14 protein-coding genes are annotated in these 13320 nt (G+C 68.8%); 12 read left to right on the top strand and 2 right to left on the bottom strand.

The window, feature by feature from the left end; genetic code table 11:
* Nucleotides 1-622: 622 nt before the first annotated feature.
* The gene (locus tag DMP23_RS26305) at nucleotides 623-1822 is read left to right on the top strand and encodes a GTPase (protein ID WP_337822832.1); all 1200 of its coding nucleotides are present in this window, start codon (nucleotides 623-625) and stop codon (nucleotides 1820-1822) included.
* A gap of 409 nt (nucleotides 1823-2231) precedes the next feature.
* Here the strand turns inward: DMP23_RS26305 and DMP23_RS26300 are convergent, their stop codons facing one another.
* A complete protein-coding gene (locus tag DMP23_RS26300) occupies nucleotides 2232-2618 on the bottom strand; it encodes a pyridoxamine 5'-phosphate oxidase family protein (protein WP_337822831.1) in 387 nt (128 codons plus the stop codon).
* Nucleotides 2619-2717: 99 nt separating this feature from the next.
* Between DMP23_RS26300 and DMP23_RS26295 the strand changes: the two genes are divergently transcribed.
* Genes DMP23_RS26295 through DMP23_RS26270 form a run of 6 tightly spaced genes read left to right on the top strand, consistent with a single transcriptional unit; the run spans nucleotide 2718 to nucleotide 7912 of the window.
* Nucleotides 2718-3665, top strand: a complete 948-nt coding sequence (locus DMP23_RS26295; protein ID WP_337822830.1) for an ABC transporter substrate-binding protein — start codon at nucleotides 2718-2720, stop codon at nucleotides 3663-3665.
* Nucleotides 3652-4545, top strand: coding sequence for an amino acid ABC transporter permease (locus tag DMP23_RS26290; RefSeq protein ID WP_275292116.1), 894 nt, complete (start codon nucleotides 3652-3654; stop codon nucleotides 4543-4545). Before DMP23_RS26295 ends, DMP23_RS26290 begins: the two co-directional genes overlap by 14 nt.
* A complete protein-coding gene (locus DMP23_RS26285; protein ID WP_037812163.1) occupies nucleotides 4538-5305 on the top strand; it encodes an amino acid ABC transporter ATP-binding protein in 768 nt (255 codons plus the stop codon). The genes DMP23_RS26290 and DMP23_RS26285 overlap by 8 nt, the downstream gene beginning before the upstream one ends.
* Nucleotides 5302-7026 carry an aminotransferase class V-fold PLP-dependent enzyme gene (locus tag DMP23_RS26280; RefSeq protein WP_337822829.1) on the top strand — a complete coding sequence of 575 codons (1725 nt, stop codon included), beginning with the start codon at nucleotides 5302-5304 and terminating at the stop codon, nucleotides 7024-7026. The genes DMP23_RS26285 and DMP23_RS26280 overlap by 4 nt, the downstream gene beginning before the upstream one ends.
* Nucleotides 7023-7550 carry an aminoglycoside phosphotransferase family protein gene (locus tag DMP23_RS26275; RefSeq protein ID WP_337822828.1) on the top strand — a complete coding sequence of 176 codons (528 nt, stop codon included), beginning with the start codon at nucleotides 7023-7025 and terminating at the stop codon, nucleotides 7548-7550. Before DMP23_RS26280 ends, DMP23_RS26275 begins: the two co-directional genes overlap by 4 nt.
* Complete coding sequence (locus DMP23_RS26270) at nucleotides 7514-7912, top strand: aminoglycoside phosphotransferase family protein (protein WP_337822827.1); 399 nt, start codon at nucleotides 7514-7516, stop codon at nucleotides 7910-7912. The genes DMP23_RS26275 and DMP23_RS26270 overlap by 37 nt, the downstream gene beginning before the upstream one ends.
* Here the strand turns inward: DMP23_RS26270 and DMP23_RS26265 are convergent.
* The gene (locus tag DMP23_RS26265; protein WP_337822826.1) at nucleotides 7872-9038 is read right to left on the bottom strand and encodes a macrolide family glycosyltransferase; all 1167 of its coding nucleotides are present in this window, start codon (nucleotides 9036-9038) and stop codon (nucleotides 7872-7874) included. The genes DMP23_RS26270 and DMP23_RS26265 overlap by 41 nt on opposite strands.
* A gap of 275 nt (nucleotides 9039-9313) precedes the next feature.
* Between DMP23_RS26265 and DMP23_RS26260 the strand changes: the two genes are divergently transcribed.
* Genes DMP23_RS26260 through DMP23_RS26240 form a run of 5 tightly spaced genes read left to right on the top strand, consistent with a single transcriptional unit; the run spans nucleotide 9314 to nucleotide 13268 of the window.
* A complete protein-coding gene (locus DMP23_RS26260) occupies nucleotides 9314-10216 on the top strand; it encodes an ABC transporter ATP-binding protein (RefSeq protein ID WP_337822825.1) in 903 nt (300 codons plus the stop codon).
* Entirely contained in the window at nucleotides 10213-10947 is a 735-nt protein-coding gene (locus DMP23_RS26255) for an ABC transporter permease (RefSeq protein ID WP_037811977.1), read from the top strand. Before DMP23_RS26260 ends, DMP23_RS26255 begins: the two co-directional genes overlap by 4 nt.
* Nucleotides 10948-11001: 54 nt before the next feature.
* Nucleotides 11002-11649: a hypothetical protein gene (locus DMP23_RS26250; RefSeq protein ID WP_337822824.1), complete on the top strand. Its 648-nt coding sequence runs from the start codon at nucleotides 11002-11004 to the stop codon at nucleotides 11647-11649.
* Nucleotides 11642-11947 (top strand): transcriptional regulator, encoded by a 306-nt coding sequence (locus DMP23_RS26245; protein ID WP_037811975.1) that lies wholly within the window; start codon nucleotides 11642-11644, stop codon nucleotides 11945-11947. The genes DMP23_RS26250 and DMP23_RS26245 overlap by 8 nt, the downstream gene beginning before the upstream one ends.
* A 1-nt stretch (nucleotide 11948) precedes the next feature.
* Nucleotides 11949-13268: a DNA polymerase IV gene (locus tag DMP23_RS26240; RefSeq protein WP_043839278.1), complete on the top strand. Its 1320-nt coding sequence runs from the start codon at nucleotides 11949-11951 to the stop codon at nucleotides 13266-13268.
* Nucleotides 13269-13320: the final 52 nt, after the last annotated feature.

The following is a 13320-nucleotide window of genomic DNA, read 5'->3' as shown; positions in this document are numbered from 1 at the left end:
CGACTTGGTGGGCTGGGTGCGGTGTGCTTTTGGCGGTGCTGGCGGCTTTTTGGTGGGCTGGTGATGCTGGCCGGTCGTCTCGTATGCGGAGGGTGCGGCGGTTAGTTGTTGTCTGCGTGACATCGGATGGGAGAGCCGGGCGTCGCGCGCGGCGGCTCTCTGGGGCGGGCTGAGTTCTTCGGGTGGGACAGCTGAGGGGAAGCTGGCCAATCGGTCGTTATGGAGATGGTTGCGACTTCGGGTGGCTGTGGCGTTTGGTGCTGGACGGAAGAAGCGGGCTCTGAGCACTGGCGGCTGTGGTCGTGAGCGGGGTTCCGCATGGTGAGAGTGAGTTGGTCTTTGGCGCGTTGAGGCGTTTTGCTGCGGTGAAGGCGGTTTGGTGGGCGGGATCGGTTAGTGACGGCATGCTTCGGCGGGGTCGAATCGCGGGAGCGGAGCCGGGAGACGTGGCCGCGTGGTGGAAGATTCGGAAAGTGCCCTTCTTGGGCGGTTGAGGGCGTTTCGGGAGACATCTGCGGGGTTGATGGCGGCGGGCTTTGGGATTCGGTGAGCGGTGCGTTGCCGGGTAGTCGAGGATGTTCGGGGCTGTGCCGGGTGAGTCGAGTGAGGAGTGGTGTCGCGCGTGGGTGAGGACGTTCGGGCTCTTCTGGCGGATGCTTGTGCGTACTACCGCGACAGTCCGAGGGCTTCGGCGTTGCTGGGCGAAGCGCTTGACCATCTCGACGAGCCGCTTCGGGTGAGTATCGGAGGGCCTGCGGGGACGGGGAAGTCCACGTTGGCTGCGGCGTTGGGCGATTGGCCGACGCGGGCGTTGCGCGATCTGGAGTTTCTCGATGCGCCGCCGCCGTCGACGCTCACTGACGCATCCGTACGGCTGCTTCGTCACCTAGAACCCGACCAGTTGGCGACGTTGCGTCCGACAACGCCTTCAGCGTTCGCGCGGCAGACGGCCGTCGACACGATCCTTGTGCTTGCGCGCGCGGACGAGACTGGCGCGGGGCGGATTGACGCACTGCTTACCGCGAAGCAGATTGCGCGGCGCGCGTGGCGCGAAGATCCACTGTGCAGCGGGTTCCAAGGCGTGATCGCGGTGGCGGCGCAGCTTGCGTACGGGGCGCGCGCGTTCACCGATGACGAGTTCGAGCTTCTCGCTGCCTTCGCGGCTGTGCCTCGTGAGGAGTTGGAGCGGTATCTGCTTTCGGTGGATTCCTTTACTGATCCGGCGTTCCCGGGGCCGGTGTCCGTCGAGACGCGACGGTCGTTGGTGGTTCGTTTCGGGCTGTTCGGGGTGAAGCTTGCGCTGACGCTCATCCGTACGGGCTGCGATGACCGGGTGAAGCTGTCGACGGAACTGGTGCGGCGCAGCGGTCTTGGCGAGCTTCGCGACACTATTGCGGGTTGTTTCGCTGCGCGTGCGGACGCGTTGCGCGCTCGGACTGCGTTGATTCGGTTGGAGACGGTGTTGAACGCGGAGCCGCGACCGCACAGTGATCGGCTTGCTGCGCGGGTGGAGCGGTTTTCGGCCGGTGCACATGACTTCCGCGAGTTGCGGCTGATCGCGGACATCCGTGGCGGGCGTACGGCTTTAGCGGGGGAGTCGGCGGAAGAGGCTGTGCGGTTGCTGGGCGCGGAGGGGACGGCGTCGGAGGAACGGCTGGGACTTGCGGCGGGTACGGATCCACGCGAGATGTATGAGGCCGGTCTTGACGCGGTGATGCGGTGGCGGCATGAGGCGGAGCGGCTGGACCGGGCATTGGCGGAGCGCGCGGCGGCGCAGGTTGTGGTGCGGAGCGCGGAAGGGTTGCTGGCGCAGTTCGTTTGACCGGGGCAGTCGTCCGGGACGATCGCCCAGGACGGTTGGCCGGGACGACTGACCGAGGCGGCTGACCGGAGAGGGCGGCCAGGGCGGTCGCCCGGGATGACTGACCCGGGCGGACGACTGGGACGGTCGCCCGGGGCGACTGACCGGGGTGGACGCCTAGGACCGTTTGGTCAAGGCGACCGACCTACGCGACTTGACTGGGCAGTCGATCAGGGCGGGCGCCCGGGACGACCGACCGACTGAAGCAACGGGCTGGTGCGGCCGATGGTGTGGCTGATCAGGGCAACCAGCCAGGACAACCGACCAGGATGGCCGACCGGGGCAGCCGACCAGGGTGGCTGACCGGGACAACTGACCAGGGCGATTGACCGGGGTGACTGACCGGGGCGGTTGGCCGGATCTCGGAACCTCAGGCGTTGCCCAGCACCCGTCCGATGGTGAGTTCCAGGACTACTCGCTGCGGGTTTTCCCGCGGCTTCCGGTACCTCTGGGCGTAGCGCTCTTCGGCGTCGCGGACGGAAGCGGCGTCGTCGAGGAGGCGGATTCGACCCTCCAACGTGGACCAGGTCCGGCCTTCGAACTGGCATACCGCGGCGGCCAATCCGGTGTCGCCGGCGGCGCGGATGAGGCGGGCCTTGTACGAGGTCCCGGAGGCGATCACGCGGGCGATGCCTTGGTCGAAGTCGACCGTCACGCCGACCGCTACGACGTGTGGCGTTCCGTTGGGGCGGACCGTCGTGAGGGACGCGAGCCGTCGTTCGGTCCAGAACTGGCGGAAGCTCTCGTCGAGGGGCATGTCCGCACGCTAGACGAGACAGAAATTCAACTGGTTGTTGACCTCTTTAACAACCAGTTGTAGCGTTCCGCGGAACCAACGACGTCCTGGAGGATCCGCATGTCGTCGCTTCGTTCCCGTGCCTGGCAAGCCGCTTTGCTGGGCGGTCTGCTCGTGTTCGCCACCGCCTGCGGAGGAGGTCCTGACGGGGCCGGCGGCGGGCAGCAGCAGAAGCCGAGCGCTGTTCCGGACAACACCGCGTTGCTCGGGGCGATCAAGGCCGACCCGCAGCTCGCCGCGGGGTTGCCGCCGGCTGTTGTGCAGGCCAAGACGTTGCGGCTGGCGTCCAATATCCAGTCGGCGCCGAACAACTTCTACGCCGCGGACGGCAAGACGCCGATCGGCTACGAGGTCGACCTGGCCAAGGCGGTCGGGGCGAAGCTCGGGGTGACCGTCGCGTACCAGGACCTGGCGTTCGGTTCGCTGATCACGAGCCTGCAGTCCGGCCGCGTCGATCTGACCATGGCGGCGATGAACGACACCAAGGAACGACAGCAGCAGATCGACTTCGTCGACTACTTCTCGTCCGGCATCACGATCATGATCCGCAAGGGCAACCCGGACGGCATCACCGGGCCGGACACGTTGTGCGGCAAGAACGTGGCAGTCGTACAGGGCACCAGTCACCAGAAGTTCGCCACGGCGCAGAGCGCGAAATGCACCCAGGCGGGCAAGCCTGCCATCACGGTCACCGCGACTGACAGCGACAACCAGAACCAGAATCAGCTGCGCACCGGTCGCGTCGCGGCGATCCTGAACGACCTGCCGAGCGCGGTCTACATCTCGCGCACCGCGGGCGACGGCAAGTTCTTCGAGGTCGTGCCTGGCCAGCCGATCGAAGGCGGGCCGTACGGGATGGGCTTCGCGAAGAACAACTCGAAGCTGCGCGACGCCGTCAAGCAGGCGTTGCAGTCGCTCGTCACCGATGGCACGTACGGCAAGATCCTGCAGTCCTGGGGCGTCGAGCAGGGCGCGATCAAGGAGGCGGCCGTCAATGGCGGAAGCTGAACCGCTGCCGATCGTCCGGCTGCGGCATTGGGGTCGCTGGGTCAGTGCGGTGGTGATCGTCGCGCTCCTGGTACTGCTGGGTTTCGCGCTCGCGCAGGCGCAGATCGACTGGGGTTCGGTACCCGACTTCGTGTTCTACCGCGTGATGGCGCTCGGCCTGCTCAACACCGTTGTGCTGGCGGTGATCGCGCAGGCGGTCGCGATCGTGCTCGGCATCCTGATCGCGTTGCTCCGGCTCAGCGCCAACCCGGTCGCGAAATGGTTCGCGGCGGCCTACATCTGGCTGTTCCGCGGGCTCCCGGTGTTGTTGCAGATCCTGATTTGGTACAACCTGGCGCTGATCTTCCCGACCGTCTCGATCCCGCTGCCCTTCGGCGGCTACCTCGTGCACGAGCCGACGAACGTGCTGATCAGCGCGTTCACCGCGGCGCTGCTCGGGCTGGCGCTGAACGAGAGCGCGTACATGGCGGAGATCGTCCGCGCCGGGCTGACGAGCGTCGACGCCGGGCAGACCGAGGCCGCGAAATCCATCGGCATGACGCCTGGCGCGACGCTGCGCCGGGTCGTGCTGCCGCAGGCGATGCGCGTGATCATCCCGCCGACCGGCAACGACTTCATCAACATGCTCAAGGGCACGTCGATGGCGTCGGTGATCGGCGTGACCGAGCTGATCCACGCGGCCAACAACATCTCGTCCAACAACCTGCTGGTGATGGAGACGCTGATCGCGGCGGCGATCTGGTACATGGTCGTGGTGACCGTCGCCGGGGTCGGCCAGCATTACCTCGAACGGTCGTTCGGGGCGGCTGACCGGAGTCCCGTCGTGCGGGTCGGGAAGGCGTTCAAGGGGATGCCGCTGGTGAGGGGTGCGCGTGTCTGAACCGCTGCTGAAAGCTGTCGGGGTCCGCAAGAACTACGGGCACACCGAGGTGCTCAAGGGCATCGACCTGGAGGTCCGCAAAGGACAGGTGGTGTGCCTGCTCGGGCCGTCGGGAGCGGGGAAGAGCACGTTTCTCCGCTGCCTCAACCATCTCGAGACGATCGACGGCGGCCAGGTCTGGGTGGACGGCGAGCCGATCGGGTTCAAACTGCGCGGCGGCAAGCTGTACGAGCTGCGGGAGAAGGACGTCGCCCGGCAGCGCCGGGACATCGGCATGGTCTTCCAGCGGTTCAACCTGTTCGGGCACCGCACAGCGCTGGAGAACGTGGTCGAGGGACCGGTGCGGGTGCTCGGCGTCGACCCGGCGAAGGCCCGGAAAGAGGCGCTGGACCTGCTCGACCGGGTCGGGCTCGCGGACCGAGCGGGCGCTTACCCAGGGCAACTGTCCGGCGGGCAGCAGCAGCGCGTCGCGATCGCCCGGTCGCTGGCGATGAAGCCGAAGCTCATGCTGTTCGACGAGCCGACGTCCGCGCTGGACCCGGAGCTGGTCGGGGAGGTGCTCGCGGTGATGGGTACGTTGGCTCGGGAGGGGATGACGATGGTGGTCGTGACGCACGAAATGGCTTTCGCCGCGGAGGCCGCCGACGAGGTGGTGTTCCTCGCCGACGGCACGGTGGTCGAAACCGGGCCGCCGGAGCGCGTGCTGAAGTCCCCGGAACACGAGCGGACGCGGCAGTTCCTCGCGCGGGTCCTGTCGTGACCCGGATCCCGCCCCGGTACCTGCTCCAGTTCGACGAGCCCGCGGGCTACCTGGACTTCGCGCGGTTCGGGCCGCCGTCGCACGCCGTGCTCGACACCACCGCGCGGTTGCTGGAGGCCACGACCAAGGCCGGTCCGTCCACTGTGGACGAAGTGATGCGGCAGGAGATCCGCGCGAAGGCAGCGGCCGCGCGGCTCTGCGGCAGCGACACCGACCACACCGTCCTGCTCCCGCACACCAGCCTCGGTCTGTTCCAGGCGGCGTTCAACAGCCACGGCGAAGTGCTCGTTTCGGCCGCGGAGTTCCCGGCCAACACGTACCCGTGGGCACGCGCCGAGCAGGCCGGACGGGTGCGGATGCGGCGGCTGGAAGGCGGTTACGTCACTCCCGATCGGCTCGCGGAAGCTCTTACGCCGGAAACCACTGTCGTTTCGGTGAGCGCGGTCGATTTCCGCACTGGTTACCGGGCTGATCTCGCCGCGTTGCGCGAGGTGGTGGGCGATCGGCTGCTGGTGGTCGACGGGATCCAGGGCTTCGGGGTCGTCGACGCGCCGTGGGAGGTCGCCGACGTGCTCGTGGTCGGCGGGCAGAAGTGGCTGCGGGCGGGCTGGGGCACCGGGTTCGCGGTGCTGTCCGACCGGGCGCTGGCGCGGATGGACCCGATCCTGTCCGGCTGGACCGGCGCGCGCGACCCTGGTTTGTTCGACAACGAGATCCACCCGGCCGACCCGACCGCGGCGAGCTGGTCGATCTCGAACCTCAGCCCCGTCACGTCCGGCGCGTTCGCGGCGGCGCTCGAATTGGTCGAGGAAACCGGCGTCGCGGCGATCGCGGGCCGGATCGGCGAACGCGTCGGCGAGCTTGAGGACGTGCTGCGCTCACTCGGCGCGGAGATCGTCTCGGCGACTGAACGGCGCGCCGGGATTCTCGCGTTTTCGTTGCCGGACAAGCCGGCGGAGCAGGTCGGGGCGGCGTTGACGGCAGCGGGGATCGCGGCAACGGTGCGTCCGGAACATGTCCGATTGTCGCCGCACGCGTCGACCCCCGCCGCGGCTGCCGAGCTGGTACGGGATGCGCTGGAAACACTGCTGCGCCCGCGCCGGGTCGTGCCGGTCGCGTCGGCTGCGGGCACGGCGACGCATGAGCTGCTCACCGCGCTGATCCCGGCGGTGGACGGACTGGCGGCGATGCTCGGGCCGGGCAACGAGGTGCTGCTCCACGACCTGTCGCGGCTGCCGGATTCGATCGTCGCGATCGCGGGGAAGCTCACCGGCCGTTCGGTCGGCGGGCCGATGACGGATCTGCTGCTCGGGCTCGTCCGGCGCGGCACGACGCAGGACCTGTCCAACTACCGCACGCACAGCCCGGACGGGCGCGAGATCCGTTCGTCCACGTTGTTTCTGCGCGACGCCGACGGGGCGGCGATCGGGTGCCTGTGCGTGAACAGCGAACTGCCCGCGGCGGCGCAGACGTCGGAGGAACGGCGGGACGAGACGTTCCTGCCGGACGTCGACAGCCTGCAGCGGTTCCTCGTCGGACGCGCGATCGGGAAGTCCGGGATCCCGGTGGAGCTGATGAAGAAGCGGCACAAGTCGGCGGTGGTCCGGGAGCTGGACGAGGCCGGGTATTTCCTGATCAAGGACGCGGTGGACCACCTGGCCGGGCAGCTCGAGGTGACGCGGTACACGATCTACAACTACCTCAACGAGATCCGGGGATGACGAGGTTCGCCGTGCCGCCTGGATTGGCTGCGGCGGTGCGGCGGCGGGAGGGCAGCGCGGGCGAGGCTTGGCTGCGGGAGCTGCCCGAGGTGGCCGCGGCGGCTTGCGCGCGGTGGAGGTGTCGGATCGCAGGGGCTCCGCTGCATGGGGAGACCGCGCTGGTGCTGCCCGTCGAACGCGGCGGGCAGGCCGCCGCGCTCAAGATTTCGTTTCCCCGTCCGCGTTGTGCTGAGGAAGCGGCGGCGTTGGAGCACTTCGACGGTGCCGGAGTCGTGCGGCTGCTGGCGGTCTCCGCGGATCGTGCCGCACTTTTGCTCGAACGCGTCGGCCCCGCGACGCTGGAAACGGTGCGCGCGGAGGAAGCGACCGAGATCGCTGGCGAGCTGGCCCGTCGGCTCGCGGTGCCCGCGCCGGCCGGGACGCGGTCGCTCGCCTCGACGCCCGGTCGTGGCTCGCGCAGCTGGAACAACTGGCAGCACCAGGGCTGTTGCCGACGCGCGAGGTGGACTGGGCACGCGAACTGATCACCCAGCTCGCCGAGGACCGGACTGCCACGATGTTGCACGCCGATCTGCATTTCGGGAATGTGCTGCGGGCGGAACGGGAACCGTGGCTGGCGATCGATCCGATCGGGTGGCGTGGGACAGCGGCTTTCGACGCGTTCACCGTGGTTGCGAAAACCACGCCGACACGCGACCTGGCCGGGTTGATCACGCGGTTTTCCCATGCCGCACAAGTGGATCCGGAGCTGGCGGAGCGATCTTGCCATGCCCGGGCGGGCACTGCTTATCTGCACCAGGAGCACGTCGGCGGTGAATGGTTCGACCGCGACGTGCTCCTCGCGCTTATTTCAGGAACCTCTCCACCGCGTCCGTGGCCGCGGTAATCCCGCCGTTGGCTCGGATTTCCGCGCGCAGCTCAGCCAACCGCGTGGCGACGTCCGGCGAACTGCTGACCTCATCGACCGCTTCGCGCAGGGATTTGGCGGTCACCTGGTCCGCGGGCAGATGCTTGCCGACTCCCAACGCTTCCAGCTGCGCGGCGTTGCCGAACTGGTCGACGGCTTGCGGGATGGCGACCGTCGGGACGCCGTACCACAGGGATTCCGTGCAGCCGCCCATGCCGGCGTGCGTGATGAAGGCGGACGCGACGTCGAGAATTGCCAGCTGTGGCACCGTTTCGTGCACCTCGACCGACTCCGGCAGCGGGCCTAGATCGTCCTTCGAGACGTGCTTGCCGATGGAGAGCACGACGTGCCAGTCTTCGAACTCGGTGATGCAGTGCCGGTAGACGTCCAGTTGGTCGTTGTATGCGGTGCCGAACGACACGAGCAGCACGGGTTTGCCGTCGGACGGCGGCGTCCAATGCTCCGCTGCGCGCGCCGGGTCGAGGCACGGGCCGACGAACTGGACCCGGTCTTCCGGCACACGGTCGGCGTTCGGCTGCATCGCGCGCGGGATCAGCGACAGGATCGGCACCGGTCGCGCGAGCCACGTCCAGGCGTCTTCGGTCACTCCGTTTTCCGCCAGCCACTCGGTAAAGGCGCGGTGGTAGTCCACTCCGGACGGTGAGGTGCGGATCGGTTTGAGGATGTCGGCGAGTTCCTCCTCGTAGCCGTCCCAGGCGACGTAGGTGGGGGAGAGCTGCACCGCAGGCACGTCGTAGCGGAGGCCGAGCAGCGGTGCGCCGAGGCCGCCGATGTCGTAGAGCAGCAGGTCCGGGCGGTCGTGGTCGAAGGTTTCGATCAGCCGCGGGTGGATCGCGACGGCCTCGTCGAGGAAGACGCGCATCGCTTCGGCCGGGTCTTCCGGCCATTCCGCGTCCGGGCCGAGCGGGAAGATCGTGGGATGCGCGACGACGTCCGCGCCGGTCGCTTCGACGAGTTCGGCGAGCGGTTCGCCGACGACGTAGCTGACCCGGTGCCCGCGCCGCACCAGTTCGCGGACGATCCCCAGCGACGGGTAGACGTGGCTCGGCGCGGAGCAGCCGACCATGACGATGTGCTTGCCCATAAGGCGAAAGTGTCCTTTCCGGACGAGAGGCGGTCCGGCACGCAGAGCGGGGGCCGCCGGGTGGCGGGTGGCCCGGAAAGTCGTGCCGGGATCAGGACAGGCGGCAGCGGGCGAAGATCGTCATGAATCCGGACGGTAGTGCGGCTGATCTCGGGGAGCAACCGGATTAACCGGGCCGGACTTGCCATCGTGAACGACTCGGCGTCGCCCACTACTTTTCAACACAGTCGACTTTGTGTTACAAAGTTCAGGACAGCGAAGCACTGGGGGACGAGATGACGGAAGCGTTCAGGCTGACCGGCCTGGTGAAGCAGTTCAAGCAGGTCCGTGCGGTCGACGGCGTGTCGGTGGCCGTGCGGCGGGGTGAGGTTGTCGCGTTGCTCGGGCCGAACGGCGCGGGCAAGTCGACCACGATTGACATGTTGTTGGGGCTTGCCTCGCCGGACGAGGGGAGCGTGCGGGTGTTCGGCGGTTCGCCCCGGGCGGCGCTCGATTCCGGGCGGCTCGCGGCGATGGTGCAGAACGGGTTCTTGCTGCGGGATGTCACACCGGCCGAGCTGGTGGAGTTGCATCGGTCGATGTTCGAGAATCCGCTGCCTGCCAAGGAGGTTTACGCGCGGGCCGGGATCGGGGAGTTCGCCAAGAGGCGGTGCGGGAAGCTGTCCGGCGGGCAGCTTCAGCGGGTCCGGTACGCGCTCGCGCTCACCGGTGACCCGGAGCTGTTGGTGCTCGACGAGCCGACGGCGGCGCTGGACGTCGATGCTCGGCGTGAGTTCTGGGCATCGATGCACGAGTTCACCGCGGCGGGGCGGACTGTTCTGTTCGCGACGCATTACCTCGCCGAGGCGGAGGACTACGCGGACCGGGTCGTGTTGATGCGGCACGGGAAGGTCGTCGCGGACGGGGCAGTCGACGAGGTGCGCGCGAATGTGTCCGGGCGAGTGATCAGGGCAGTCGTACAGGGCGCTCGCCCGGAAGCCTTGGCCGCGCTCGACGGGGTCGCCAGGGCACGTGTACAGGGCGATCGTACGGAACTGGCCTGCACGGATTCCGACCTGGCGATCCGGGCGCTGCTCACGGCGTTTCCCCAGGCCAGCTCGATCGAGATCACCTCCGCGGGGCTGGAGGAAGCGTTCCTCGCCCTCACCTCCGACGAGCCGCAGGGAGCGCTCCGATGAACCTCGTCTACCTCCGCCTGGAGATCCTGCGCATCGTCCGCAGCCCGCAGTTCGCGTTGTTCACCATCGTGGTCCCGCTCGGCATGTTTCTCCTGTTCGGCGGGTTGTTCGGCGACCAGGTCGGACCGGACGGCATCAAGGCGAGCGTCACCACGATGATCAACATGGGCGCGTACGGCGCGATGAGCGGCGCGTTGTTCACCGGCACCCGCGTCGCGACCGAGCGGACGGACGGCTGGCAGCGGCAACTGCGGCTCACGCCGATGCGCGGGCCCGGCTATCTCGCGGTGAAGATCGCGTCCTCGATGGCGATGGCATTGCCGGTGGTTCTGGTGATCTTCGTGGCCGGTGCGGTGCGCGGGGTACAGCTCACCGCCGCGCAGTGGCTGCTCAGCGGGGTCTCGTTGTGGCTGGGCGCGCTGCCGTTCGCGGTGCTCGGGCTGCTGCTCGGGTTGTTCGGCAAGGGCGACACGGTCGGCGCGATGACCGGCGCGTTGATGCTCCCGCTCGGTGTGTTCGGCGGGTTGTGGATGCCGCTGTCGATCTTGCCGGAATGGATGTCCGCGCTCGCGCACTTCTTCCCCACGTACTGGCTCGGCCGCGTCGGCACGCTCCCGGTGGATCACGCCGGCGGGCTCGGTCTCGCGGTCGGCGTGCTGGCGGCGTGGCTGGTCGTGCCCGCGCTCGTGGTGGTGCGGCGGTTCCGGCTGGGCCCGGTGAAGGTCGCGTGACGTGTTAGCTTCCGTGCTGCATGCGGGGTCAGTACGGGGGAAGGGCGGTCCGGGGTGAACAACGACGCGGGGGACCCCGTCGAGGACGAAGGCGAGCCGCTGTCCGTGGCGGAATCGCTGGAGCTCATCGCCCGGCAGAACGAACGGACGCGCCGGGAGCTGCGAGTCAGCCCGGCGCGTCTGTTCGCCGTCTGGGCCTTCGCCTGGCTGGTCGGCTGGGGGCTCGTCTACCTCTCCGACGAGCGGTCGGCGGCGCTGCTGCCCGGGTGGGTCGCGGGCATCGTCGTCGCGGTGCTCATGGTGGGCGCGATCGTCTACTCCGCTTGGCACGGCAGCAAAGGCGGCCGCGGAATCCGCGGGCCGTCCCGGCGGATCGGCGCGATGTACGGCTGGGCGTGGATGATCTCGTTCGCCGGGATGAGCCTGATCGACATCCGGATCACCAAACTCCTCCCCGAAGGCTCGGACCTCGTGCCGCTGCTGTGGTCCGGCGCGTCGCTGCTGCTGACCGGCGCGCTCTACCTCGCCGGCGGCACGCTGTGGCAGGACCTGCGGCAGTACTTCCTGGGCGGCTGGATCATCGTGTGCAGCGGGGCGAGCGTCCTGGTCGGCGTGCCGGGCAACTTCCTCGTCCTCTCGCTCGCCGGCGGCGGCGGATTCGCGGTCGCGGCGCTGGTCTACGTGGTGCGGCCCCGTGACTGAGCTGCCGGAGCTCGACCCCGTCATCCACGCCCAGGCGCGGCTGCGCGTCACGGTCGCGCTCGCCGGGCTCCGTCCGGCCGACCAGATCACCTTCCCGCGGCTGCAGCAGTTGCTGGAGATGACCGCGGGCAACCTCTCGACGCATCTGCGCAAGCTCGAGGACGCCGAGTACGTCGAGATCACCAAGGCTTACGAGCACCGCACGCCGGTCACGCTGGTGCGGCTCACGAGCACGGGCCGCGCCGCGTTCGAGACCTACACCAAGGCGCTGCAACGGCTCCTGGACGCTGGAACCTGACATGTCTCGCTGGGTCGTGCACTTGGACCTCGACGCGTTCTACGCCTCCGCCGAGCAGCTCACCCGGCCGACGCTGCGCGGACGCGCGGTGGTGGTCGGCGGCACCGGGCACCGCGGCGTCGTCGCCGGGGCAAGTTACGAATCCCGCGAGTACGGCGTGCGGTCCGCGATGCCGATGTCCCAAGCTCGACGGCTGCTGCCGGCTGGCGGCGTGGTGCTGCCGCCGAGGTTCCGGTTGTACGAAGTCTTGAGCAAGCAGGTTTTCGACGTCGTCGGCGAGGTCGCGCCGGTGCTGGAACGGATTTCCCTCGACGAGGCCTTCGCCGAACCGCCCGCGCTCGCGGGTGCGTCGGTCGAGCAGGTGACCGAATGGGCCGAGGAGTTGCGGGCGCGGATCCGGGAACGGACCGGGCTGACTGCGTCGATCGGGGCGGGGACCGGCAAACAGGTCGCGAAAATCGGCTCGGATCGCGCGAAGCCGGACGGCCTGCTCGTCGTGCCGCCGGGCACCGAACGCGAGTTCCTGGCTCCGCTGCCGGTGCGCGCGTTGTGGGGGATTGGGCCGGTGGCGGAAGCGAAACTGCGCACGATCGGCGTCCTCACCTTGGGCGAGCTGGCGGCGTTGCCGGAGCCGGACGCGGTGTCGACGCTCGGTGGCGTGGTCGGCCGCGACCTGCGGCGGCTGGCGAGCGGGTTCGACGACCGTCCGGTCGCGGAACGGGGCGAAGCCAAGCAGGTGAGCGCGGAGACGACCTTCGACGTCGACGTGGTCGATCTCGTCCGATTGCGTGCTGAGGTAAGGAAGATCGCGGCTGGCGCGCATGCTCGGCTGGTGAAAGCGGGGCGAGTCGCGCGCACGGTGGTGATCAAGCTGCGGCATACCGACATGAGCACGGTGACTCGCTCCGAGACCACCGCGTCGCCCACCGACGACCTCGAACAGCTTGCGGCTACCGCGGAACGGCTGCTGCTCGACCCGCAGGAGTTCGGCGGAGTGCGGCTGGCGGGCGTCGCGTTCAGTGGGCTCTCGGTGCCGCATCAGGACGCGTTGTTCAGCTTGACCGTGCCCGCCGCGACCGAGGAGCCGGTAGTCACTTCGGCGCCGTCGCCGGGCGGGAGCGCGCCGGTGTCGTCGTCGGGATGGCGTCCGGGCGACGACGTGGTGCACGCCGAGTACGGGACGGGCTGGGTGCAGGGCGCGGGGCACGGCCGGGTGACGGTGCGGTTCGAGACGCGCACGTCCGGTCCGGGCGTCGCGCGGACGTTCGACCAGACCGACCCCGCGCTGACTCGCGGCGAGCCCGCTGACTGCCTAGCCTGAGCGTTTCGCCTGGTCACGACCGGGGTGCTAACCCACAAGAGTGATGAGGAAG

Source organism: Amycolatopsis sp. A1MSW2902 (assembly GCF_017312175.1).
Classification (GTDB): domain Bacteria; phylum Actinomycetota; class Actinomycetes; order Mycobacteriales; family Pseudonocardiaceae; genus Amycolatopsis; species Amycolatopsis nivea.
This window is presented reverse-complemented; position numbering and strand designations above follow the sequence as displayed.